Annotated in this window: 17 protein-coding genes; 5 read left to right on the top strand and 12 right to left on the bottom strand. The window is 68.2% G+C overall.

Annotated elements, in window-relative coordinates; translation table 11 throughout:
- Nucleotide 1: 1 nt before the first annotated feature.
- The 8 genes from ACFQRE_RS02325 to ACFQRE_RS02290 all read right to left on the bottom strand — a co-directional run bounded on the left by ACFQRE_RS02325 (nt 2) and on the right by ACFQRE_RS02290 (nt 7,543).
- The gene (locus ACFQRE_RS02325) at nt 2-712 is read right to left on the bottom strand and encodes an HAD family hydrolase (protein ID WP_380118446.1); all 711 of its coding nucleotides are present in this window, start codon (nt 710-712) and stop codon (nt 2-4) included.
- 231 nt (nt 713-943) lie between these two features.
- Nucleotides 944-1,390, bottom strand: coding sequence for a 50S ribosomal protein L9 (gene rplI / locus ACFQRE_RS02320; RefSeq protein ID WP_380118444.1), 447 nt, complete (start codon nt 1,388-1,390; stop codon nt 944-946).
- Between the two features lie 32 nt (nt 1,391-1,422).
- On the bottom strand, nt 1,423-1,659 hold the full coding sequence (gene rpsR / locus ACFQRE_RS02315; protein WP_035904052.1) for a 30S ribosomal protein S18: 237 nt from the start codon (nt 1,657-1,659) through the stop codon (nt 1,423-1,425).
- A 159-nt stretch (nt 1,660-1,818) separates the two neighbouring features.
- On the bottom strand, nt 1,819-2,433 hold the full coding sequence (locus ACFQRE_RS02310) for a single-stranded DNA-binding protein (protein WP_380118441.1): 615 nt from the start codon (nt 2,431-2,433) through the stop codon (nt 1,819-1,821).
- 108 nt (nt 2,434-2,541) lie between these two features.
- Complete coding sequence (gene rpsF, locus ACFQRE_RS02305) at nt 2,542-2,829, bottom strand: 30S ribosomal protein S6 (RefSeq protein WP_353951808.1); 288 nt, start codon at nt 2,827-2,829, stop codon at nt 2,542-2,544.
- Nucleotides 2,830-2,977: 148 nt separating this feature from the next.
- The gene (locus ACFQRE_RS02300; protein ID WP_380118438.1) at nt 2,978-4,237 is read right to left on the bottom strand and encodes a hypothetical protein; all 1,260 of its coding nucleotides are present in this window, start codon (nt 4,235-4,237) and stop codon (nt 2,978-2,980) included.
- Between the two features lie 3 nt (nt 4,238-4,240).
- Nucleotides 4,241-6,454, bottom strand: a complete 2,214-nt coding sequence (locus tag ACFQRE_RS02295) for a transglycosylase domain-containing protein (protein WP_380118436.1) — start codon at nt 6,452-6,454, stop codon at nt 4,241-4,243.
- 120 nt (nt 6,455-6,574) lie between these two features.
- Nucleotides 6,575-7,543, bottom strand: coding sequence for a helix-turn-helix transcriptional regulator (locus ACFQRE_RS02290; RefSeq protein WP_380118433.1), 969 nt, complete (start codon nt 7,541-7,543; stop codon nt 6,575-6,577).
- A gap of 149 nt (nt 7,544-7,692) precedes the next feature.
- Here ACFQRE_RS02290 and ACFQRE_RS02285 point away from each other — a divergent pair, with 149 nt between their 5' ends.
- From ACFQRE_RS02285 to ACFQRE_RS02270, 4 genes are all read left to right on the top strand, one after another.
- A complete protein-coding gene (locus ACFQRE_RS02285) occupies nt 7,693-8,379 on the top strand; it encodes an alpha/beta fold hydrolase (protein ID WP_380118430.1) in 687 nt (228 codons plus the stop codon).
- 193 nt (nt 8,380-8,572) lie between these two features.
- Nucleotides 8,573-9,151 carry a PadR family transcriptional regulator gene (locus ACFQRE_RS02280; protein ID WP_380118427.1) on the top strand — a complete coding sequence of 193 codons (579 nt, stop codon included), beginning with the start codon at nt 8,573-8,575 and terminating at the stop codon, nt 9,149-9,151.
- A gap of 94 nt (nt 9,152-9,245) precedes the next feature.
- Entirely contained in the window at nt 9,246-10,337 is a 1,092-nt protein-coding gene (locus tag ACFQRE_RS02275; RefSeq protein WP_380118424.1) for an inositol-3-phosphate synthase, read from the top strand.
- A gap of 84 nt (nt 10,338-10,421) precedes the next feature.
- A complete protein-coding gene (locus tag ACFQRE_RS02270; protein WP_380118422.1) occupies nt 10,422-10,556 on the top strand; it encodes a hypothetical protein in 135 nt (44 codons plus the stop codon).
- Here ACFQRE_RS02270 and ACFQRE_RS02265 read toward each other — a convergent pair.
- Together ACFQRE_RS02265 and ACFQRE_RS02260 are read right to left on the bottom strand one after the other, a co-directional pair.
- Nucleotides 10,543-11,178 (bottom strand): zinc ribbon domain-containing protein, encoded by a 636-nt coding sequence (locus ACFQRE_RS02265; protein WP_380118420.1) that lies wholly within the window; start codon nt 11,176-11,178, stop codon nt 10,543-10,545. The two genes, ACFQRE_RS02270 and ACFQRE_RS02265, sit on opposite strands and share 14 nt — an antisense overlap.
- 18 nt (nt 11,179-11,196) lie before the next feature.
- The gene (locus ACFQRE_RS02260; protein ID WP_380118418.1) at nt 11,197-12,012 is read right to left on the bottom strand and encodes a hypothetical protein; all 816 of its coding nucleotides are present in this window, start codon (nt 12,010-12,012) and stop codon (nt 11,197-11,199) included.
- Between the two features lie 187 nt (nt 12,013-12,199).
- Between ACFQRE_RS02260 and ACFQRE_RS02255 the strand changes: the two genes are divergently transcribed.
- Entirely contained in the window at nt 12,200-12,433 is a 234-nt protein-coding gene (locus ACFQRE_RS02255; RefSeq protein WP_380118416.1) for a biotin/lipoyl-binding carrier protein, read from the top strand.
- A gap of 30 nt (nt 12,434-12,463) precedes the next feature.
- Here the strand turns inward: ACFQRE_RS02255 and ACFQRE_RS02250 are convergent, their stop codons facing one another.
- Both ACFQRE_RS02250 and ACFQRE_RS02245 read right to left on the bottom strand, forming a co-directional pair.
- On the bottom strand, nt 12,464-18,805 hold the full coding sequence (locus ACFQRE_RS02250) for an Ig-like domain-containing protein (protein WP_380118413.1): 6,342 nt from the start codon (nt 18,803-18,805) through the stop codon (nt 12,464-12,466).
- 97 nt (nt 18,806-18,902) lie between these two features.
- Nucleotides 18,903-25,250, bottom strand: a complete 6,348-nt coding sequence (locus tag ACFQRE_RS02245) for a fibronectin type III domain-containing protein (RefSeq protein ID WP_380118410.1) — start codon at nt 25,248-25,250, stop codon at nt 18,903-18,905.
- Between the last annotated feature and the right edge of the window lie 87 nt (nt 25,251-25,337).

The following is a 25,337-nucleotide window of genomic DNA, read 5'->3' as shown; positions in this document are numbered from 1 at the left end:
TTCACAGCAGCTCCTCGAGGTCCTTGACGACGAGGGTGGCGCCGGCGTCGGTGAGGGCCTCGGTGCCTGCACCGCGGTCGACACCGATGACGAGGCCGAAGCCTCCGGTTGCGCCTGCCTGCACGCCGCTCAGGGCGTCCTCGAGGACGACCGACTGCTCGGGCGTGACGCCAAGGGCCTCGGCTGCCGCCACGAAGGTGTCGGGGGCCGGCTTGCCCGCGATGCCCAGCTCGGCCGCGAGGCCACCGTGCATGACGAACGGGAAGAAGTGGTCCACGCCAGCGGCCTTGAGGACAGCCGGGGCGTTCTTGGATGACGACACGATGGCCATCGGGTAGTTGCGGGCGGCGAGGGCCTCGAGCAGACGCACCGAGCCGGGGTAGGCCTCCACACCGTCGGACTCGAGCACCACGTTGAAGGCATCGTTCTTGCGGTTGCCGAGACCGCAGATGGTGTCGGCCGAGGTGGGGTCGGACGGGTCACCCTGCGGGAGCTCGATGTTGCGCGAGGCGAGGAACGCAGCGACACCTTCGTAGCGCGGCTTGCCGTCGACGTGGGCAAAGTAGTCCTCGTCCGTGTAGGGCTGTGTCACACCCCGGGTCGTGAGGAAGTCGTTGAACATCACCGACCAGGCCCGCATGTGGACCTCCGCCGTCGGAGTGACGACCCCGTCGAGGTCAAAGAGCGCAGCCGCGTAGTCGTCCCAGTTCATGGGCGAAAGCGTAGGGGCGCGGCCGTGTCCTCCGTGAATCGTGGTCATGACCAGCGTGGCTGCAGCGCGCGGCCCGACACCATCGGTCACCGGTCGGGGGCTCTGTGACGGGTCGGGGTGCCGTGGAGTGGCGACCCGTCACCCAGGTCCCGACCCGTGCCGCGCACGCCACAGCGCCCGACCCCTTGACGGGATCGGGCGCTGTGATTGCTCTGCGAGCGTCAGGCTGGGTCAGCCCGCGACGACGTTGAGCGAGACCTTGGCCTGCACCTCGGGGTGCAGACGCACGAGGGCCTCGTGGGTACCCGTGGACTTGATCGGGGTCGGAACCTCGATCTTGCGCTTGTCGAGGTCGGTGCCAATGGCTGCCTTGACCGCGGCGGCGATGTCGGCGGACGAGACGGCACCGAAGAGACGTCCCTCCTTGCCGGCGTGCGCGGGGACGGTCACGGGCTTGGACTCCAGGTTGCCCTTGATCGACTGGGCCTCCTCGAGCGACTTGACCTCGCGGACCTCACGGCCCTTGGCGATCGAGTCAACCTGCTTCTGTCCACCCTTGGTCCACTGCGTCGCGAGACCGCGACGGAAGAGGAAGTTGCGGGCGTAGCCGTCCTTGACGTCGACGATGTCACCGGCGGTGCCGAGGCTCGAGACCTCGTGCGTGAGAATCACCTTCATTGTTCAGCTCTCCTTCTGGCTTGAGTCGCGCGTCAGCGGGACGAGCTGGAGTAGGGAAGGAGCGCCATCTCACGGGCGTTCTTGACCGCGTTGGCGATCAGACGCTGCTCCTGGACGGACACGCCGGTCACCCGACGAGCACGGATCTTGCCGCGGTCGGAGATGAACTTGCGCAGCAGCGCAGTGTCCTTGTAGTCAATGTTCTCGACCTTCGCCGCCTTGAGCGGGTTGGCCTTCTTCTTGGGCTTGCGCACAACTGGCTTAGCCATCGTGGTGCTCTCCTTCTGCCGAGTGACTCAGCGGATGAGCCCTGGTCTCCCAGGGATGGTGTGTTGACGTGCTGGGTCAGGGACCCAACGTGACGTTTCGGCGACGACCGAGACCTGCACGCCTGGGTGAGGTCTGCTCAGGAGCCGAAACGGGAAGGCTCAGAACGGGGGCTCGTCGTAGGACGGGGCGTTGCCCCACCCTCCCTGAGCTCCGCCCTGCTGACCCGGCTGACCCTGCGGTGCGGGCTGACCGGCTGCGGGCTGACCGCCACCGGGCTGGCTCCAACCGCCCTGACCCTGTGACTGGCCGCCGGACGACGCCCCACCCTGGGGTGCGGTGCCACCGGTTGCCCACGGGTCCTGACCGCCTGAACCACCGTCGCCGCCACCAAAACCGCCGCTTCCGCCGCGAGTGGTTTTGTTGACCTTGGCAGTCGCGTACTTCATCGAGGGGCCGACTTCGTCGACGTCCAGTTCGATGACTGTGCGCTTCTCGCCTTCCTTGGTGTCGTAGGACCGAGACTTCAGGCGGCCGGTGACGATGACGCGCGTGCCCCGGGCAAGGGACTCGGCGACGTTCTCCGCCGCGTCACGCCAGACCGAGCAACGCATGAACAGCGTTTCGCCGTCCTTCCACTCGTTGGACTGCCGGTCGAACGTGCGCGGCGTGGAAGCCACGGTGAAGTTCGCAACGGCAGCGCCGGACGGAGTGAAGCGGAGCTCGGGGTCACCGGTGAGGTTCCCGACAATCGTGATGACGGTCTCGCCTGCCATGGATCAGATCCCCTTTGGTCTGGGTGCAGTGACGCGGTTTCAGGTATGCCGTAAAGCTGGGTCAGCGCGTAGCGCTGGGTTGAGCTGGTGAGTCGGTGAGGACGAAGCTCAGGCGCCGGGGCGCAGGAGCTTGGTCCGCATGATCGACTCGTTGAGCCCGAGCTGACGGTCCAGCTCCTTGGCGGTTGCCGGCTCCGAGGTGAAGTTGACGATGGCGTAGATGCCCTCGGCCTTCTTCTTGATCTCGTAGGCCAGGCGACGGCGGCCCCAGATGTCGACGTTGTCGACGGTGCCACCGTCCTTGGTGATGACGGTGAGGAACTTGTCGAGCGACGGCTGAACCGTGCGGTCGTCGAGTTCCGGGTCGAGAATGACCATGAGTTCGTACTGACGCATGCGTTAACCCGCCTCCTTCGGTCTGAACGGTCACGGTCTCTCCGTGACAGGAGGGTATGCATCGCTACCGACACGGCTGTGGAGTTGTCCACAGGGCACTGGTAACTGGGCAAGGGTACCGGGCTGGACGGCATACGACTAAATCAGCCTAGATCGACGACCTCAGGTCGTCTGCCAGGTCGTCATGCGCCTCGTCGCCAGTCTCCGGAAAGGCGGTGGCGGTCTGCCCCGCACGCACGCCCAGGTAGCCGACGGCACCGACCCGCAGGAGGAGCGCCACGGCATACCAACCCGGTGGCAGCGACTTGTCGGGGTTCTGCAGTCCGCTCAGGTAGAGCCAGACGGCCATGAAGTGCACCGCCTCCGCGAGGGCCCACACCAGGTGGTCGCGCCACCTGAGCCCGGCCAGTGCCACGAGCGGCACGAGCCACAGGGAGGTCTGGACCGGGAACGACTTGCCGCTGACCAGGACGACGGCGACCGCGACGAGCGCCACGGCTGCGATGCGCGGCGCCCACGGGGTACCGAGCACGAGCAGGCCGGCGAGCACCACGGCGACGAGGATGCCGAGCACCGCCAGGGTGGTGAGGACGGACGCGGGCCACGGGCTGCCGGCAAGCGTCGGGAGGTACCAGACCGACCCCAGACCAGCAGGAGCGTCGAACCAGGCGGACCAGGAGCGGGTGAGCGTCCCCGGCGACAGGATCAGGAAAGGCAGCGCGATCACCGCGACGGTCGCGAGCGCCGCACCACCGAACCGGGGCAGCTCGCGCTCCCGTCCGGTGCGCCAGGCATGGGCGGCGACGACGAGAAGCAGCAAGGCGGGATAGGTCCGCGCCATCAGCCCGGCTCCGAGCAGGGCACCGGCCAGGGCAGGATGTCGCCGACTCCACGCCCACAACCCCCCGGTGGCGAGGACCACCCCGAGCAGGTCGGGTGACAGCAGGATCGTCAGCCCGGCCACCGGAGCGACGGCGACCTGGAGGGCATCACCACGATGTCCGGGCATCGTCCGGACCCACCAGGCCAGGAGGACCAGAGCCGCGACCGCGAGAACGGCCCACACGCCGAGCACCCAGCGTTGGGTCGCGAGTGGGCCCTCGCCCGGCGCGAGGCCGGCGATGAGCGACACGACAGAACCCGTCAGCGGCGGTTGGTCCAGTGGAACGTCACCGGACAGGTATGCCGTGATCCCGCGTTCCGCGTCGGCCGTCTGGACCCCGACGGCCAGGTCGGAGTAGCAGAACCGCCAGAACGGTTCCGTTCCACCCCAGCCCTGTTGGAGGCACGGCCCCTGCTTCCACAGGGCGACGAGGACCGGCAGCGCCGCGAGCAGCGCGATCGGGGCGAGGCTCGCGTCCGACAACCGCGGCCGATCCCGTTGGAGAAGTGCACCGGGAACGGCCACGGGTCAGCCGGTTTGCTCGGTGTTGGCCGGTGATGGAGTGATCGTCGGCAGGGGGATCGTTGGCTTGCCCGGACTCTTCGTCGGCTTCGGTTTGTCCGTGGGCGTCGGCTCAGTCGTCGGCGTGGGCGTCGAGGTAGTCGGAGGGGTCGTCGACGGAGGCTGCGTCGTCGGGGGCTGGGTCGTGCCGCCGGTGTTGCCACCGGTGGTGGTCTCCGGTCGCTGCGTCTGCTTCGGCGCCGCGTTCTTGTTGATGTAGGAGGGCTCGGGGAACTTCAGCTTCTCCATGCCCTCGGTCGCCGCGCGCATGTAGTCGGTCCAGATGCGCACGGGGATCGTGGCGCCGGTGATGGCGCCATATCCGGGAACGTCATTCATCTGGTTCTTCTCGACCTGCTTGCCGTCACCCTTGTACATTCCGACGGCGGTCGCGAGCTGCGGCGTGAAGCCGTCGAACCACGCGGAGTAGTTGTCGCTCGAGGTGCCCGTCTTGCCGGCCGCCTCACGGTTGAGGCGCTCCCCGGCGTACTCGCCGCTGCCACGCTCGATGACCTGCTGCATGCAGTAGACGACGTCCGACACGAGCTTGGCGTCGAACGCCTGGCTCGTGACCGGCTTGGCCTTGTAGTCGAACGAGCCGTTGGTGGACGTCACCGACTTCACGTAGTACGGAGTCGCCTTCTTGCCGTTGGCCGCGAGGGTTGCGTAGGCGTTGGCCATGTCGATGACCTTGACGTTGTCGGTGCCGAGCACGTTGGCGTAGTTGACATCGAGCTTGGCCGTGACCCCCGCCTTGGTCGCGGCGGCCGCCGTGTTCTTGGGGCCTGCGATGACGTTGAGTTGGGCGTAGACCGTGTTGACCGAGTTGGCCGTGGCGGTGGCGACGTTGATCCGGCCCCAGTCCGAGTTGTTGAAATTCTTCACGCCGCCGCGGCGGGCGAAATCGGTCTTCCCAGCAGGGTTCTCGAACTCGTCGAAGTACTGCGGGCTCTCGCCGTCGAAGGAGTTGCGAATGCTGAGCTTCTCGCTCTGGAGAGCGGCGATGAGCGCGAAGACCTTGAACGTCGACCCGGCCTGCATCGTGGCGTCGGTCGCGGTGTTGAACTGGTTCTTGGCGTAGTCCGCGCCACCGTAGAGCGCCTCCACGGCACCGTCGCCGGGTTTGATCGAGGCGAGGCCCACGTGGAGGTCCTTGGACTCCTTGGGTATGCGATCAGCAACGGCTTTCCCGGCCGCCTTCTGCTTCTTCGCGTCGATGGTCGTGATGACCCGCAACCCGCCGCGGGAGATGTCGGCCTCGGTGAGCTTGAGCTTCTTGGCCAGCTCGGCCTTGACCAGCTCCATGACGTAGCCGTTGGTGCCCTTGGCCGAGGGCGGCGTGTACTTGACGAACTCCTTGTCCGTGGGGAAGGTCGCGGCGGCGCGCTGCTCGGGCGTCAACCAGCCCTGCGTCACCATGTTGTCGAGGATGTAGGCCGACCTCGTCTGCGCCTTCTTCTTCTGCGACGCGCCCAGGCGCGGGTCGTAGAACGACGGGCCCCGGATCGCGGCGGCGAGGAAGGCGCCCTCGGCCGGGGTCAGCTTGGAGACGTCCTTGTTGAAGTAGGCCTTGGATGCGGTCTGGATGCCATAGGCGCCGCGCCCGTAGTAGATGGTGTTGAAGTAGTTCTGGAGGATCTCGTCCTTGGACTGCTGCCCGTCGATCTTGACCGAGATGAGGATCTCGCGGGCCTTGCGCGACAGCGTGCGGTCCTGGCTGAGGAAGTAGTTCTTGACATACTGCTGGGTGATCGTCGAGCCACCCTGCGTCGCCGCGCCACCCTTGACCGCGACCCAGACCGCGCGAGCGATGCCCGTCGGTGAGATGCCGTTGTTCTCGTAGAAGTTGCGGTCCTCGGCGGCGAGCATCGCGCGCTGCACCGGAAGCGGGATCTGCTTGAGCTCGACGTCTTCTCGGTTCTGCTCGGAGATCCGACCGATCTCGGTCTTGCCGTCGGCGAAGTAGAAGACGTTGGTCTGCGCCACCGCGAGGTCGTTGGGCTTGGGCACGTCGGTCAGGTGATAGGCGACGCCGACGCCAGCGACACCGAGCAAGAACAGGCCGATCAGCGTGAAGAGGATCCGGCGCGGCCACGACCTGCGGGCGCCCTTGCTCGGCCGGCGTGGGGTGGCCTCATTGAGACGGCGGGCCTCGGCGCGCGAGCGGGGTGCGTTGCTCATGGAGAACTTTCGGGGCAGACGATGCGGACAGGGGCGCAGACCACCCACGGGGCAGGGGCGCCTGATCCAGTATGACGCCCTGAACCTGAGTGCGACGTTCAGGAAGTCGCGCCCCCATGCTCACGTGGTGGGTCCCACAGCGGCCTGCAGCTGCGCGGCAACCGACCTCATCGTGTCGACCAGTTCGACCCCGCCCTCGACCCGCAGGGGCAGGGGGATGCGCGCGAGCCACTCCCTGGCGTACATCGTCGGGTTGCTCGTGCTGCCCACTAGAACACAGCCGTCGGTATGCCGTTCGAGGGCTCCCATGGCCGGGTGCACCCACCGCTGTGCTTCCTTGAGCGGCACCTCGAACACGACCCGCGTCTCGAACTCCCAGCCGATCCCGAGGTGCTCCTCCAGGGAGGCGACGGGGTCGAGGTCGGCCGGCGGAGTGAAGGTCTCCTCGAGGTCGACGACGTCCCGGATCCGGTCGATTCGATAGGTGCGGACCGCGTCGGCCCGATGCGATCGACACAGGAGATACCAACGGGTGTGCCGGACGACGACCGCCCACGGGTCGGTGACGTCCTCCCACGTCGACCCCGACTCGCTCGCGTAGGTGATCCGCACCTGGCGGCCGCCGGCGCTCGCCGCCACGAGGGCACTTGTCGTCGCGGGATCCGGACGGCTCGGGTAGCGATCCGGTGTGGCGCAGGCGTGTTCACGCAATGCGGCGGCCTCTCTCCCGGCGGCCCGGGGCAGGGCGCGAACCACCTTGTCGAGCGCGGAACCGACGGCGTCGGCCTCGCCGTCGACGCCGGTCGCGCTCGCGGCGCTGGGGTGGCTGTCGATGACGGCCATGACGAGGCTGAGCGCCTCGGTCTCGGTGAAGACGACGGGGGCGAGGGCCGCGCCGCGACCCAACGTGTAGCCGCCGTGCGGTCCGCGCGTCGACACGACGGGTATGCCGGCCTCCCGCAGGATCGCGATGTGGCGGCGAGTTGCGCGCTCGGTCACCCCCAGCCGGCGAGCCAGCTCACCAGCCGTCACGCCGGGCCGGTTCTGCAGCACCTCGAGAGTGAGCAGGGCGCGGGCGGTCGGGCTCATCTCTGAGGACTGAGCGGACACAGGGGACTCGAAGGGCACGACGAAAACGATGGCACGCCGGACGGCATACCGGAAGCGTTTCGTCCGCAACACGTCCTACGGTGGTCGGACCGAGCACGACACGTTCCCCCATCCAAGGAGACCTGACCATGCACATCGTCCTCATCAGCGGACTCTGGCTCACCGCATCGGCGTGGGACGCCGTGGTCCCGGAACTCACCGCGCTGGGCCACACCCCGGTGCCCGTGGCGCTCCCCGGTCAGGGCGATGGCGACGCGTCGGCCACGCTGGATGACCAGGTGGCGGCAGTGCTCGCAGTGATTGACGCCGCACCGGAGCCCGCCGTGGTCGTGGGTCACTCCGCGGCGTGCAGCCTCGCGTGGCTTGCTGCCGACGCCCGGCCCGAGAAGGTCGCGTCGGTCGTGTTCGTCGGTGGGTTCCCCGAGGAGGACGGCGCGACGTACGCCGACTTCTTCGAGCCGGTCGACGGCCTCATGGGCTTCCCGGGGTGGGAGAAGTTCGAGGGGCCGGACTCCGATGACATCGGCGACGAGCTCAAGGCCTCCATCGCCGGGGACATGGTGCCCGTGCCGGTGGGCGTGACCCGCGGTGTGGTGCACCTCCGCGACGAGCGCCGCTTCACCATCCCCTCGGTGCTCATCTGTCCCGAGTTCTCGCCGGCGCAGGCGAAGGAGTGGATCGACGGCGGTGACACCCCGGAGCTCGCGAAGGTCGAGACGTTGGAGCTCGTGGACATCGACTCCGGCCACTGGCCGATGTTCACCCAGCCCGCCACGTTCGCCCAGCTCTTGGCCAACGCCGCTCCCACCGGCTGACCCCCCGACTTCGTGCCCGAAACGGACACACAGACGGAGGCCTTCGGCCGACAGAGCGTGTCCGTTTCGGGCACGAAGTCGGCTCTGCGTCGGGTTTGATGTATCGCGCCGATATAACTGTCAGGTACAGTCCTGCTGACAAGGTCCGACTTTGTCACCTCCAGGTGACGCGGCGCGAGCAGGAGGTGAAGCCATGAGCAAGCGATCCGACCTGCTCGACTTCGCTCTCCTCGGGCTGCTCCACGAGGGTCCGGCACACGGCTACCAGCTGCGAAGCCGCCTCAACGAAGCCCTCGGCGCCTTCCGGGCACTGTCCTACGGGACGCTCTACCCCGCGCTCTCCGGCCTCCTTGACCGCGGCCTCATCGCCCAGTCGACCGCGACCGGCAAGCCCGTGACGGCCGCCAAGTCAGCCGGACGCAACCGGATCGTCTACGAGATCACCGCCGCCGGCAAGGAGACCTTCGAGGACGCCGCCCGCCGGATCGACACCGCGGCCTACGAGGACGACGGGTTCGGCGTGCGGCTGGCCTTCTTCGGCCGCACCGAGGCCGACGTCCGGCTCCGCATCCTCGAGGGCCGGCGCTCGCGCGTCGAGGAGCAGCTCGAGATCGTGCGCGCCAACTCCAGCCGCAGTCGCGAGCGCCTTGACTCCTGGACCACTGCCCTTCAGCGCCACGGCGAGGAGAGCACCGAGCGCGAGGTCCGGTGGCTCACGGAGCTCATCGACGCCGAGCGTCGCCACCCCACGGACCCAGGGCCCCAGCCCTGACTCAGCCGGGGCACAACCTGCCCCACAACACCCACCGAGCCACACGGCATACGCCGATTGACGGCAACCACCGAGAATGAAGGAGAACACCATCATGGGTTCGATTCGCGTCGCCATCGTTGGCGTCGGCAACTGTGCGAGCTCGCTCGTGCAGGGAGTCGAGTACTACAAGGACGCTGACGCCACCGCGTCCGTGCCTGGCCTCATGCACGTCACGTTCGGCGACTACCACGTCAACGACGTCGAGTTCGTCGCGGCGTTCGACGTCGACGACAAGAAGGTCGGCAAGGACCTGTCCGAGGCCATCAACGCCTCCGAGAACAACACCATCAAGATCGCGGACGTCCCCACCACGGGTGTCGAGGTCCAGCGCGGTCACACCCTCGACGGCATCGGCAAGTACTACGCCCAGACCATCGAGCTGTCCGCTGCCGACCCGGTCGACATCGCCCAGGCCCTCAAGGACGCCAGGGTCGACGTTCTCGTCTCCTACCTCCCGGTGGGTTCGGAGCAGGCCGACAAGTTCTACGCCCAGTGCGCCATCGACGCCAAGGTTGCGTTCGTCAACGCCCTGCCCGTCTTCATCGCCTCCGACCCCGTGTGGGCCAAGAAGTTCGAGGACGCCGGCGTCCCCGTCATCGGCGACGACATCAAGAGCCAGGTCGGCGCGACCATCACGCACCGCGTCATGGCCAAGCTGTTCGAAGACCGTGGTGTCACGCTCGACCGCACGTACCAGCTCAACGTCGGCGGCAACATGGACTTCAAGAACATGCTCGAGCGCGAGCGCCTCGAGTCCAAGAAGGTCTCCAAGACGCAGGCCGTCACGTCGAACCTCACCGGTTCGCTCGCGGGTCTGACCGACAGCCGCAACGTGCACATCGGCCCGTCGGACTACGTCGCGTGGCTCGATGACCGCAAGTGGGCTTACGTCCGCCTCGAGGGTCGCGCCTTCGGTGACGTGCCGTTGAACCTGGAGTACAAGCTCGAGGTCTGGGACTCCCCCAACTCGGCCGGCATCATCATCGACGCCATCCGCGCGGCGAAGATCGCCAAGGACCGTGGCGTCGGTGGCGCCCTGCTGTCCGCCTCGTCCTACCTGATGAAGTCCCCGCCGGAGCAGCGTCCCGATGACCTCGGTCGCGAGAAGCTCGAGGCGTTCATCGCTGGTACCGAGGAGCGGTGACGAGCGAAGCGAGGAAGCGCTCAAATTAGATACAGCGCGCTGTGCTTTGAACCAATGAAGAGGCCCACGGAAAGCAACGTTTCCGTGGGCCTCTTCATTGGTCTTGTCGTGAACTACGGACCAAGAAAGACCACGGCGGCACCATCGGCGCTCTGGCACCGCACCGGGCTGGCGGTGTCGCAGGTGACGTCGTACCACCGCTTCGTCACGGTGCTGTAGGTCCGGAACGGCTTGGGGTCTGCGGCCGTGCCCGCCTCGCGGTGGGCCTCGCGGACTGCGTTGGTGAACGCGCAGGACGTGTCGCGGTTGCCGGAGTATGCCGTCGCGACGGCGTCACTGCCGCTGTTTGAACACCGCCGGGCGCCGTCGGGCAGCGCGGTCGTCGGGGTGGGCGACGCGCTCGGACCGGGGGTGCTCGGCTCCGGAGTGCTCGACTCAGGAGGGGGGGCTCGGGCGACGACTCGTCTGATGGGCTCGCTGTGGCCTGGCCCGGGTCCGTGCTCGCGGAGGTGGCCACCGGGTCCGGGACGTCCGAGCCGAAGAGCTGACTCAGGGCAAAGGTCCCGAGGATGGTGAGCACGACGAACGTCGCGACCATGGCGGCGATGCGACCGGGCGTGAAGTTTCCGCTGGACCTGTGGTGTCCTTCGGACCGCTGGGGCTCGCGCATCGCGGGGGGTTCGGCAGGCACAGCAGGCACGGCAGGCACAGCAGGCAGGGCTGGTACGACTGGCAGGTCGGTGCCGACACCCAGGAGCGCAGCGAGTTCGACCTTGGCGCCGCACCTCGTGCAGAAGCGCGCGTCCGGGATGAGCTCGGCCCCACATGTATTGCAGTGCATGTCGTGGTCCACCTGAGGTCAGGGGCCGAGGAGGACGACGGCGTTCGTCGTCGAGGTGCAGCGCACGGGGGCGCCGCCGTCGCAGGACAGCGAGTACCACTTCTTGGTCACTGGGCTGAACGCGCGCAACGTCGTCGCTCCGTCGGGGGCACCTGCCTTGCGGTAGGCCTCCTGGACAGCGGCGGCGAACTCGCAGGACGTCCGGTCGGTGGCGGCATACGCCGTGGCGACGGAGTCGCTTCCACTCGTGGAGCACGGACGTGCGCCAGCCGGGACGAAGGCGGCGCTCGTCGACGGGCTCGGCGAGGTCTCGGGCGTGGCTGACGGGCTGGTGCTGGGTGCCGCGGCAGAGTCCGACGGCGAGGGCTCGCCCTCCTCGCTGGTGACCGACGGGGCCACCGCCGTCGGCGCGGGATCGTCGGATCCCAGGATGCGCGTCAGGGCGAAGGTCCCGATGATCGTCAGTAGGACGAAGGTCGCCACCATGGCGATGACGCTGCCCCGTGAGTGTCCGGATCCGCCACTGGTGTCGCCGCCCACCGGTGGAGTCGGCGGAATCGGCGCGGCTGGTGTGGCTGGAGTGGGCTGTTGACGGGGACCTGCGGCCGCGGGTACCTGGAGCCGCGGCAACACTGAGGTCTTCGTGAGGTCCTCGTGGGGCGCTGGCTCTGTCACAGGAACCGGCTCCGGGGCGGGCGCGGGCTGGTTGCGCGGGGGGAAGGGAGGCAGGTCAGTGCCGACGCCGAGGACGGATCCGAGCTCCACGCGCGCGCCACACCGCAGGCAGTAGACGGCGTCGCGAGGCAGGTCGACTCCGCACGAGCGGCAGGGCATGGCAGGTCCTTCAGGCAGGGGCGGCACCTTGCGGTGCCCGTTCAGCGAGTGCCCGGAAAGTCTCGAGGTGATGGGGGGTCGATGAACTTGTCGGAGCGCTCCAGCCTTCAACAGTAACGGGCGGCCAACACCGCGACGAGGGTCGCTCGGGGGCTGGGATGCGCCAAGGCGGGGTTACTGGTGCGTAATGGATACCGTCGCGGGTATGCCGCACCACGTCGTCTCAGACCTCGTCGCCAATGTCCTCTCCATCGCCGTGCACGCGGGCGACACCGTCGAGGTGGGCGCCGAGATCGCGCTCCTCGAGTCGATGAAGATGGAGATTCCTGTCCTCACCGAACAGGCCGGAACCGTCTCGGAGGTCAAGGTCGAGGTCGGTGATGTCGTCCAGGAGGGCGACATCCTCGCGATCATCGAGTAGCGAGCCCATGGGCCGGGCCCACCACCTGGTTCACCATCTGGTGTGGAGTGTGAACGCCGCGCCGGGACCGTTGAAGGTGATGGCGAGGTCCGTGCCGTAGTGGTCGACCCAGTACTCGCCAGCCCAAGTGCCGTTTCCGCCGCCGCCCACGTTGAGCGGCGTCGACGACGTGAAGTTGCCCCCGACCGAGCTGTGGTTGAAGGTCACGGTGTAGGAGCCCTGTTGGAATCCGGCCACGGAGAACGCCACGCAGGGCTGGCCACTCGGACCCGAGCACCCCGGTTTGTTGTACGCGTTGGTGATCTGCCGGTCTCGGTCGTCGGTCGTCTCGGACACGCCTCCGCTGGGGTCGCTCCAGCCTGTCGGTGTGGCGTGCGAACGCACCCTCAAGGTGTACTGCGTCTTGAAGTCTCCGTTGATCGAGTGCGACTCGCGGTTGTCGGCCGCCTGCCAGCCGCCCCCGTTGATGCTCACCTGGACGCCGTCGATGGCGCGCCCGTTGTTCTGGAGGTTCCAGCGCCAGGTGACGGTCTGCTTGTTGTGCGAGGCGCTGAGACCGGTCGGCGTCAGGCTCGGGCCGTAGGGCTGGACGCCACCACTGGTGGCGTCCGCGGACTGTGTGCCCCCCGTGTTGACGGTGCGCACGGTGACCCTCTGCGGGTTGATTCCGGCGTTGGGGATCGAGAAGCGCACGCTCGACCCTGCAGAGCAGCCACAGGCGTGAGTGCCCGACTTGCCCTCAGACGTCGACCACCTGATGGAGGCGAAGCCGCCCGCCCGTGGGGACCCGACATTGACGTCAACGACGATCGTCTTGTCGGCGTTCGGTGTCGACGCACTCACCGTCGGGTTGCTGGGGACTCCGACGGACGTGTAGGTCCACGGGGTGCCCTGGGGCGACTCGAGGTCGGCACCATTGGTGGTCGTCACGGTGTAGCTGTATCGGTTGCCGTCATAGGGAATGGTGTCGGCGAACGTGCGCGTCTGCGCACCGACGGTGCCGATCTGGGCCCCGTTGCGATAGATCGTGTAGCTCTTGAGCGGCGGACCGTTGGGGTCGGTCTGCTGGTTCCAGGACACGGTGACCGACTCGGAGTCGTAACCCGCTCCCGGCCCACGCGTGGCCCCGTTGACGCCGGTCACGGCCGGCGGGATGCCCGCAGACTGCATCTCGACTGAGGGCCCGAACGGCCCGGCGCCCGCGCCGTTCCAGGCCTGGACCGCGACGGAGTAGGGCGTGTTGTTGGTGAGGCCAGCCGCCGTCGTGCTCGTCGCGCCACCACCCGCCTCGACCGTGCGCGGCGCAGAACCCGAGCTCGTCGGGATGAGTCGCACGACGTACTTCGTGATCGGCGAGCCCTTGTTGGGGGCGGGTGCCCACGCGATGTCGAGAGTGCCGTCCCCGCGCGAGACCATCCGCACACCGGAGGTGGCTTCGGGCTTGGTGTCGGGTCGGACGGTGTTGCTCCCCGTGCTCGGGGGGCTGTCGCCCACCGCGTTGGTCGCGATGACGGTGAACGAATAGTCCAAGCCGTTCTTGAGGCCCGTCACGGTGCACGGCGACGCGGAGCAGTCGAGCGAGCCCGAACTGCCACCGGTCCACCTGACCTTGTAGTTCGAGATGGTGACGCCACCGTCGTAGTTCGGCGCCACCCACGAGACCCGAGCCTGACCACCGGCGATGCGGTCGGCCACGGCACTCACATTGGTGGGTGCGGTCGGCTTGCCCCGCAGGGTGACCGTGACGCGACCGGCGGCCTGGCGGCCCGGGCCGTCGGAGACGAGGAGCGAGATGGTGGCGGTGGGGCTCGGCTGCTTCGTCGCGCTCAGGGTCAGGGTGCACCCGCTGCGCGAGACCTCGATGCCGCTCCCGCTCTCCAGCGCTGCAGCCGCGATCGAGCAGGACGGCTTCTCGAGCGGGGAGTCGAGATAGCGACTCACGTCGACCGATTCGGACTCGCCCTCATTGAGGCCATCGATCTTGATCGGCCGCAGGCGTGGCGGGCCCAGAGCAGCGGCTGCGTCCTTGCCGGCAGCGGCCGCGGCCGCGGCTGCGGCAGCGTCGCCTTCACCAGTGCGTCCCAGGACACGCACCGGGAACTTGACGGACGGCATGTCCTTCGAGGTCACCGTGACCGATCCGGTGCCGCTGGGAGCGCGTTCGCCGGCGCGCAGGCTGACGAGGCGACCACCGGTCTGCGCCTGTTCGAGCTCGGCACCCTTGGCCGGCGGGTCCCACTTGGCCTCGAACTTCACCTCGTCGAGGTTCATCCCCACGGGCAACCAGGCACGGCAGTAGGTGGGGATGTCGACTTCGCGCGCCCGGCCACCGGCGGCGAGGACGAGAGGCGCGTCGGGGCACCGCAGGAGCGGCACCTTGGGTCCGACCTGGACCGGGATCGAGACGTATGCCGTCCGGGCGTCCTTGTCGGCGGCGCCCTCCGCATCGCTCACCTCGAGCATCAACGCGCCCGGGCCGACGTATCCGCCACGCGAGGTGAGGGTGACCTGGTCGCGGCCGTTGGCCTGGGCGGAAAGGGACTGACCGGGCGAGGCCGAGACGGTTGCTGCCGCGGTGATGCTGATGGCCTTGCCGCGCGGCGACTTCACGTGGTCCCCGAGCTTGACCGTCTCGCTCGAGTCCTTGTCCATCTCGATGAGGGTTCCCTCGACGACGAACGGGACACCCTTGTCGCCAGCTGGCACGAAGATCAGGGCCAGCGCGGTGGCTTCGTCCTCGTCCTCGATGACGTAGGGCACCGTCTGCGGGTGGTCGAGCAGGGTGACCCGCACCTTGCCGTTCTCGATCTTGCCCTGCGGCGAGAGGACGTCGACGATCTTGAGGGTGGCGGGGTCGGAGTCGATGTCGGTGTCGTTGGCAAGGACGTCGACGAGCGACGTCGTCACGCCCGGCGTCGCCTTGGCGACGTCGTCCTGAGCGATCGGCGGGTTGATGTAGTTGGGGACGCCACGGACCAGCACCGTCGTGCGCGACGGGTCGAAGATGCCGTTGTCGATGCCATAGACGTACTCATGGGTCGGCGCGTCCGGCGCGGGGGTGACCGTCGAGATCGTGTTCTCGTCCTCGTCGACCTTCCACTGCTTCTGGACGCCGCCGGGGTTGAGGTCCTTGTATTCCAGGCGCACCGCGTCGCCGCGGGCGATGAGGTCGTTGCGCAGGACGTGGGCGGTGACGCGCTTGCCCGGTGCCGCAACGACCTCGTCCTCGACGGCGACCGGCGGCTGCGGGTCGCCGGGGCGCACCACGCCCACGCGCACGAACGCCTGACTCGTGGCACCGAAGCGGTCCTGCACCTCGTAGCGGATGAGCTCGGTCCCGGCAGCGTTGGGATAGCCCTCGTAGCGGATCGTCGACGGACCGACGGAGACCACGCGACCGAACGTCAGGTCGAGAGCGTCGGCGTCCTTGCCCACGATGCCGCGCATCGTCACCGTGTCACCGTCGGGGTCGACCCCCGTGGACGGGATGGTCAGGGTGACGGATTCCCCGGCGGTCACGGAGCCCGAGAAGCTGCGGGCGATCGGCGCCTGGTTGGGTGTCGTCCTGGTCGGCAGGGCGTTGACGGTGACCGTCAGCCGACCGGTCTTGGCACGCTCGGGTGAGCCCTCCGCATACGCCGCGTATTCGATGACGACGTCCTTGGGCGCCGCGAGGGCCTTGAACTCCGGCACGTAGCGAATGAGGTTGCCCGAGGCGAACGCTCGCTGCTCGGCGCCAGCACTGATGACCTTGACGCTGCCCGGGTCCAGGACCAGGGGGATGCCGTCGGCCATGGTGTCGTTGTCGAGCACACCGACCGAGACGGCATCGGCCTCTCGCACGGTGGCCCGGTCGTCCTCGACGGTCGGGGAGGCGCCGGGGAGCGGCGGACGCTGGACGACGTTGATGCGGCCGGTCGTGCGCTTGGCGCCGTCGCTGATCGTGTACTCGACCGTGCCCTGACGACTGCCCTCGCCGCTGATCGGCGACGGCTCTAGCGCCTCGATGCGCACCCACCGACCCTGGTAGATCGTCGGTCGCAGCCAGGTGTTGTCGCCAGTGACCGTGGCGCTCTGCGTGACGACGACGTCCGCGCGCGGGCTGTAGTCGTTGGCCAGGACGTCAACCATCGTCGGCGACTGGTCACGCAGGGTGGCGCCGTCGGGGACGGCGACGGGCGGGGCCTCGGGGTCAGCGGGCTCGACGGTGTCGATACGAATGCGACCGGGAGACACAGTCCCACCGGACTGCGCGGCATACGCCAGTTCGGTTGTCCCGAGACCGTTCGGGGTGATCGTGACGACCCCGGTGGTGAGGTTGGTGTCGACGTCGAGCGGGCCGGACGGGGCGACCTCACCGGCGAGCCGGAGGCGTGCGTCGGGGTCGCCGGGGTCGGCTCCCGGGATGTCGTTGCCGAGCGGCTCGAGCTGGACCGGCTTGCCGAGGACCGCGCGCACGACGTCGGGCTGGGTCTTGGGCGGAACTCCCTTGGTCTCCAGGAGGTCGAGCACGGTGAGGCTGATCTTGCCCTTGGTGCTCTGTCGGCCGTCGTTGATGGCGTAGTCGACGGTCGCCGGTCCCGCCTCGTTGGGTGCGGTGACGCCGACGCGGTTCTGCCCGTCGATGACGGTCTTCGGGTCGATGCCGTCGACGGTCAGCGGGTCGTTCTCACCGTCGCGCCAGTCACCCAGGACGGACGCAGCGACGCGCCCACCCGAGACCACGGGGTAGGTCGTCTTCGCGAGTTCGGCCTGACCCTCACGCAGCTTCGGCGGGGTGTTGATGTCGTCACCCACGACGGTGAGGACGATCTTGGCGCCGGCCTTCTCCTTGGCCTTGCCGTTGCTCACCTTGTAGGAGAACGTGATCGTCGATGACGACGGGTTGGGCGGGACGTTGACGTCGACGGTCTGGCCGTCGCTCGACACCGTGGCCGTGACGTCGGTGGCGCTCGGAGCGGTGAGGTCCTTGGGGTCGATCGCCAGGATGGATCCCTTGGCGTCGGTGTCGTTGTCGAGCGGGTGGATCTTGCTCGTGCGGCCGGGGCGCACTCGCAGCGGGTCGTCCTTCGCCTTCGGCGGCTGAGTGACCTGCTGGTCGTCGACGACGTTCTCGTCCTTCTTGTCGTTGTCGTCGTCCTTCTTGGTCGGCGGGATCAGCGCGTCCCAGTTGTCGATCTTCTGCTTTGTCGAGTCGATGTCCCAGACGTCGCCGGTGTCGAGGTGGTTGAGGACGATGTTGCCGCGGTTGACGCGCAGGGCGACACCATCACGCACGACCCCCTTGCCGCCACCGGCGAGCGTGCCGGCCGCGACGGGTGCGCTTCGGCCGCAGTTCGCGCCGTAGAACACGTTGCCGGTCTCGGCCCATGCCGCGTGCAGGCACCCTCGCAGGACCACGGGTCGGGTCACGAGCGGCGGCTCGACCGAGCGGTTGCCCTGCTCCTGGATCTCGACGCCACCCACTCCGTCGCCGCCGCTGAGCTTGACGGGTCGGGCAGCGGCGACGTTGGCGATGATCACCGAGTCGGCCTCCGGGCCGGGCTGCTGGAGTGCGGCGTATGCCGGACCGTCACCGAGCGCTGCACCGGCACTGATCGGCTCGTCACGTCCCTCGACGTGGAGCTCGTCCTTGGTGGGGTCGTAGAGGACCCAGGTGTCGCCGACGGCGGTGACATCAAGGAGGGGGGCCCGCACGCTCGTGGTCACGGTGACCGGCTTGGCCATGGCCTTGCCACTCGGTGCGATCGTCACGACCCGACCGGTCGCACCCGAGGCGGCGATGACGTTGCCGGACAGGTCGACGGCGAGAGAGGCGTTCCCGCCGATGGTGGCCAGGGGTTTGGAGGTGGAGGTGATGTCCTGCAGCGACTCGATGCCGCCCCTGGTGTCGACGCGCTGGGCCCAGACCTTGCCGGTCCTGGGGTCGATCGTGGCGATGGTGCCGCCGCGCAGGTCAACGGTCGGCGGGGAGAAGGTCCCCTTGTCGCTGGAGGGGCGCACGGGGGCGGACGCACCGGACTCCTCGGAGGTCGCAGTCCGCACGTCGATCGGCAGCAACGTGTTGCCGGTCGCGACGCCGACGACTGCGGCACCGTCCTGGAGGATGTCGACCTTGGAGCCGTCTGCGAGGGCGGTCGAGACACCGGCGTCGAGCTGCCGGGCGCCCGTGTTGAGTCGGGCGAACTTCGCCTGCGCCGAGGACGAGACCCAGACCCCACCGTCGCCGATGTCGGCCTCGTGGACGGTCGAACCCTGGCTGGTCACGGCGGCATACGTCAGCATCGAGGCTGCCACGGCGACGACACCGATGGAAGCGACTCCCCGGCGTCCCCGCGGCGACCCCGCCACCCGACGTGTAGTGCGTCTCATGTGCCGACCTCACTCACCCGTGTTGGTGAGCTCCCCTTCCGATCCTGTGAAGCATGCCATGACCCGAGCCCTTTGGGCATGGGGAGAACTCCCCGCATCAGTACCTCCAGTTCACTGAGTCGGTTTGCGTCAACGCCCCCTTGGTGCAGGTCACGGTGACCACGTCGTAGCTCCCCCAACCCAGGAAGTTGGAGTCGTCCCTGGTCGTTCCGTCCCCTTGGGTCCAGGAGTCGTTGTAATCCCCGAAGTACGCGGGGGTCGTGGACTTCGAGTACGCCGTGCACGAAACCGTGCCTCCCTGGAAGCCGGACACGGTGTTCCTCACTTGATAGCAGGGGAGGGCATCGGTGCAGGAGCTCCGGCCCGTGACCTTGGGTCCGTGCTCGACCTTGACCACCGGCGGCGGCGGGTTGTCCGTCCGCCTCGTCATGTCGAGGACGGGCGAGGTGCCACCGGCGGAGTAGGCCGTGATGTGGATGGTCAGGTCCTGCGAGAAGCCACCGCTCGCGGAGATGGAGGTGATCGGGCCGCCGTCGTGTGATGCGGCGCCGGTGACCCTGACCCGGGTGATGGGTCGGCCGTTGGTCGGCAGGGTCCAGTTGAAGGTCACGTTCTGGCCTGATGTGGACCCACCATTGGCCACGGGCTTGGGCGTGGGGCCATAGGGCTGGACCGAGTTGCTGCGCGCTGGGTTCGACGAGTGCGTGCCGTTGTCCGTTGTCACGGTGAACGACTGGTTCACGGTCCGCAGAACACTGGTCGTGATGGTGATCTGGCCGCCAGGCGGGCAGCTGCCGCAGGAGAACGTGCCCGAGGGGCCGTCCGAGGACTGCCAGCGGACTGCCGTGAAGCCCCCCGCTCGCGGCTGGCCGAGGTTGACCGTGAGGCGGACCTTCTCGTCGTTGGTCGTCGGGTTCTGGGCCTCGACCGTCGGGGTCGACGGAATGCCGATCGAGGTGAACGACTGCACCGCACTGTTGGGCGACTCGAGGTCGGCGCCATTGGTGGCGGTGACGACGTAGTCGTACACGCGGCCGTCGTACTGGACCTGGTCGGTGGCTTGCGTCGACGACGCCGGCACCGTCTTGAGAGGCGCCCACACGCCACCGTTGACGCGGCGCTTGACCGTGTAGTTCTTCAGTGGCGGACCGTTGGGGCTGGTCGTGTTCCAGGTCAACGAGATCGCGGCCAGGTCCTTGTTGGCGCCGGGACCGTCGGGTGTCGCCTTGAATCCCGCCGGTGCCGGTGGGGTGCCCGCCGACTGCATCGTCGTCGCTGTGCCGAAGGGGCCCGGCCCGGCCTCGTTGTAGGCCTGGGCCGCGACGGAGTACTCATTCATGTTGTTGAGGCCGGTCACCGTGGTCGACGTCCCTGGCGCCGCAACTTCTGCCATGCGAGGTGTGCCACCGCCCGTGGGCACCAGGCGCAGGACGTACTTCGACACGGGCGAGCCCTTGTTCTCGGGCGCACTCCAGTTGATCGTCAACGACCCGTCGCCGCGACTGACCATCGTCACGCCGTTGACCGGTCCCGGCTTGGTGTCGGGACGCGCGGCGGTGCTCGGACCGCCCGGGTCGCCCTCACCGACGACGTTGGTCGCCGTGACGGTGAAGAAGTAGTCCTTGCCATTGGTCAACCCGTCGATCGTGCACGGCGACGCGGTGCAGTCGAGAGTTCCGGTGGACCCGCCGGTCCACTTCGCCGTATAGGTGCGAATCGGGGCGCCACCGTCGTAGGCCGGCGCAGACCAGCTGACCCGCGCCCGGCCACCGGCATCGCGATCTGCCTGTGCCGCAACAGAAGTCGGCGCACCGGGACGACCCAGCATCGTCACACTGACCGCGCCACTGGCGACGCGACCGGGGGCGTCCGACACGGAGAGCGCGATGCGCCCGGTCGGACTCGGCTTGGGCCCGGCCGAGACAGTGATCGAACAACCGCTGCGCGTGACCGTGAGACTCTGGCCGCTCGTCACCGAGGCCGCGTCCACGGAGCACTGCGCATCCTTGAGCGGTGAGTCGAGATAGGACCGGATGTCGACCTGCTGGCTGTCGCCCTCCTGGAGCCCGTTGATCGTGATGGGTCGCAGTCGAGGCGGCGGCATGTTGGCGAACGGATCGGTCGAGGCAACCTGCCCCGAGGGATCACCCAGGACGGTGACATTGACGATGCCCGTGAGGTCGGAACCCTTGACGCCGACCTTGAGCGTGCCCTTGCCCGATCGCGCGCCCGAGCCCGCGCTCAGCGTCACGACCCGCTCACCCGTCCCGCCACGTTTGAGCTCGACGTCGGCGGCCTCTCGCTCCCAGTCCGAGGTGAAGGCAACCTCCTCCATCGACATCCCCACGGGCAGCCAGACGCGACACAGGGCAGGAATGTCCACGGCGCGAGGCAGGCCGCCAGCGAGCACGGTCACCGCGGTGGTCGGGCACCGCAGGAGCGGAACCTTGGGTCCGATCTGCACGGGAACCGAGACGTATGCCGTGTGGACATCCTTCTGGTCATCGCTCATCTGGTCGGTGACCTCGAACATCACCGAGGCCGGACCGACGTAGCCACCCGACGAGGTGAGGTTGAGCGAACCACCATCGGCAGTCAGCCGCAGGTTGCCGGAGGGAGCAGCGGAAATGGTGCTCGCCGAGGTGATGCCCAGGGTCCGCGACTGCGGCGACTTCACGTAGTCAGCGAGGCGGACGGTCTTGGTCGCGTCCTTGTCCATCTCGATGACGGCGCCCTCGACGACGAACGGCGTGCCACCCGTTCCACGTGGAACATGGATGACGGCCATCGCCTTGGCGCCGTCCTCGTCCTCGATGACGTAGGCCGCGGTGTAGGGGTGGTCCAGGATGCTCACCTGGACCTTGGAACCGACGATCTTGGCGTTCGGTGAGAGGACCTCGACGACCTTGAGGGTTGCCGGGTCGGAGTCGATGTCGGTGTCGTTGACGAGGACGTCCACGACCGTCGACGCCTCCCCGCCCTTGGGCTTGGCGACGTCGTCAGTGGCGGTCGGGGGGTTGAGGTACTTCTTCTGACCGCGCACGAGCAGGCTGGCGCGAGAGGGGTCGAAGAGACCGTTGGTGATGCCGTAGATGAAGTCGTGGACCGGGGCACCTTCCTTCGGGACCTTGGTGGAGACAGTCTGGTCCTCGGCGTCGACCTTCCATTGCCCCTTCTCGGAGCCGGGGTTGAGCTTGTCGTACTCGAGGTCGACGGAGTCGCCGCGGGCGATGAGGTCGTTGGCGGTGATCGGGACCGTCACGGTCTTGCCGGGCGCGGCCGTCACCGTGTCGTCGATGGCCACGGGCGGCTGGGCATCGGCGGGGGCCACGACTCCGACCCGGACGAACGCGCGGCTCACGCCGCCGAACCGGTCGATGACCTCGTAGTTGATGACCTCGGTGCCCGAAGCCGTCGGGAAGGACTCGTACCGGATCGTCGACGGGCCCGTGGAGACCACTCGACCGAGCGTGAGGTCGACCGGGCCGCCGTTCGTGCCGACGACACCGGTCACGCCGACCGTGTCACCGTCGGCGTCGACTCCGGTCGTCGGCACGGTGATCGTCAGCGGGTCCCCGGCCGTCACCGAGCTCGAGAAGCTGCGCGCCACCGGCACCTGGTTGGGGTTGGCCTTCGTCGGAAGCGGTCTGACGCGGATGGCGACACGACCGGTCTGCGCGCGCTCCGGCATACCCTCGGGATAGGCGGCGTACTCGACTGTCACCTGCTGCTCGACCGTCAGCTTCTGCTGCCAGGGCACGAACCGCACGACGTTGCCCGAAGCGAACGCCGTCTGCTGCACACCCTTGCCGAGCACCTTGACGCTGTTGGGATCGATCTTCAGGGGGATGCCGTCAGCCATGGTGTCGTTGTCGAGGACCGACGCAGCCACCGTGTCACCTTCGCGCACCACGGCTTTGTCGTCCTCGACGACGGGGTTGAGGGCGACCGCCGGTTTCTGGGTCACCGAGATCTCACCGGTCGCTCTCTTGGACCCGTCGCTCACGGTGTAGCGGATCGTCCCTCGGCGGGTCGAGTCGGCGGCGGCACCAGCGGTTTCGAGGGCCACCACCCGGATCCAGCGCCCCTGGTAGATCGAGGCCTGCAGCCACGAGTCCTCACTCGTGGCACCAATTGCACCTTGCGTGACGAGGACGTCGGCGCGTGGGCTGTAGTCATTGGCGAGCGGGTCGACGAGCGTCGGCGACTGGTCGCGCAGCGTCGCCGTGTCACCGACGGCCACGGGCGGCGCGTCGGGATCGGCGGCATCGATGACGTCCACCCGGATGCGACCGGGAGCCACACCCCCACCGACCTGAGCGGCATACGAGAGTTCGAAGGTCCCCGCTCCGGATGGGGTGACCGTGACGACGTTGGTGTCGAGGTTCGTGTCGACGGTGAGCGCGCCTGTGGCACGGACCTCGCCGGCGAGATGCATCGTGTCGTCGGGATCGCTCGGGTCCACGCCGGCGATGTCGTTGCCGAGCGGTTCGATCTGCAGCGACTTGCCGACCACTCCGCGGATGACGTCGGGCTGGGTCACCGGCGGTCGGGCCCGGGTCTCGGTGAGGGCGATGACGTCGACAGGCACGGCGCCCTTGGTCCGGCCGCCACGACCGTCCTCGGCGAGATAGTCGATCTTGCCCTTGCCCGCCGTCGGCGGAGCGAGGTAGGCGAGGCGGCCCTGACCGTCGATGCTCAACGAGTCACCCTCGACGGTCGCGATGACCGGGTCGGACTCGGGGTCGCGCCAGTCGGCGATCACCGGAACCGCGAGGCGCTTTCCGGCCAGGACGGGGTATGCCGTCTTGGCCAGCTTGGCCTGGCCCTCGCGCACGAACGGGGCGTTGTTGGTGGCCTCAGCAGCAATGTTGACCTTGACGGCCGCGCGCGCCTTGGCCTTGACCTTGCCGTTGCCCACGAGATAGGTGAACTGGAAGGGGGCGGACGTACCGGGGGGGACAACCACATCGATGCTCTGCCCGTCGGCAGAGACCGACGCGCGGATGTCGGGGTTCGAGGTCGCGCTGACATCGCGGGGGTCGATCGCGAGGACCGAACCTGCCGCGTCGGTGTCGTTGTCGAGGACGTGCAGCTTGCTCGTGCGTCCGGGGCGCACGATGAGGTTGTCGGGTTTTGCCGTTGGCGGTTGTTGGGCCACGGCGTCGTCGACGAGGTTCTTGTCCTTCTTCTTGTTGTCCTCGTCGCGCTGCGGTGGCGGGATGAGGGCGTCCCAGTTGTCGATCTTCTGCTTGTCGCTCTGGACGTCCCACGCGGAGCCGTTGTCGAGGTCGTTGAGGACGATCACACCGCGGTTGACGCGGAAGGCAACACCGTCGCGAAGGGGCGTCTCACTGACGTTGTCGATGGTGCCGGTGGGCACGGGCTGCTCCCGACCACAGTTCACGCCGTAGAAGACCTTGCCCGGCTCGGACCAGGCACCGTGGACACATCCAGCCAGCACCACGGGGTGCGCCGGGAGTGGCACCGTGCCGCTGCGGTTCATCCGTTCGGAGACCTCGATGCCCCCGGTGCCGTTGCCGCCGCCCAGAGGAACCATCCGCAAGCCGTTGCCACCGGCGACCGCCACGGAATCGGCCTTCGGCCCGGGAAGCTGCACCGCGGCATACGCGGATTCGCCCTCGGCAGAGGCGATGCCTGCGGCGACACCATCGGTGTGACCGCTGCTGTGGACAGCGTCGTGCCCTGAGTCATAGATCGCCCAGTCAGATCCCAGGGCGGTGATCTGGAGCCGGTTTCCCTTGGCGCCGCTGGGCTCGGTAACGGGTTTGGTGAAGGCCCGGCCGCCAGGGCGGATCGTCGTGACCGTCCCCTTGGCGCCGGACGCGACATGGATCGCGCCGTCCTGCCCAACAGCGAGGACGGCATCGCCGCCGACGGTGGCCAACGGCTTGGCACCGGTCCCCAGGCCAGAGAGATTCTCGACGCCCTTGCGGGCGTCGACCCGCTGCGCCCAGATCTTGCCGGTCTTGGGGTCGAGGGCCGCGATCGTGCCGCCGCGCAGGTCAACGAGGGAGGGCGAGATGCGTCCGGGTTCACGTGCCGGGACCGCTGGAGCAGTCGCGGTCTCCTCGCGGAACTGCGCCGTCCGCACGTCGATCGGCTGGAGCTGGGCGGTGGACTTGGACCACGCGATGACCGCCGATCCGTCCTGCAGCACGTCGAGACCCGAACCCGGCGCCACGTCGGCGGCGACACCGGCGTCGAGCTGGGACGCGGCCTTGTTGAGCCGGCCGAACTTGGCCTGCACGTCCGAGGTGATCCACACGCCACCGTCACCGACATCGGCCTCGTGGACGGTCGACCCCTGGCTGGTCACGGCGGCATACGTGAGCATCGAGGCAGCGATGGCGACGGCGCCGACGGAGGCGATGCCCCGGCGGCCTCTGGACGACCCCGACACCCGGCGTGAAGTGCGTTTCATCGGCTGACCTCACTCACCCGTGTGGGCGAGCATCCCCTTCTGATCAATGTGCAGCGGCCATGAGCCGAGAGATGTGGCGATGGGGAG

The sequence above is a fragment of the Knoellia pratensis genome (assembly GCF_042666395.1).
In the GTDB taxonomy this organism is placed as follows: Bacteria; Actinomycetota; Actinomycetes; order Actinomycetales; family Dermatophilaceae; genus Knoellia; species Knoellia pratensis.
The sequence above is the reverse complement of the archived record's forward strand: the minus strand, read 5'-3'. Positions and strand labels throughout refer to the sequence as shown.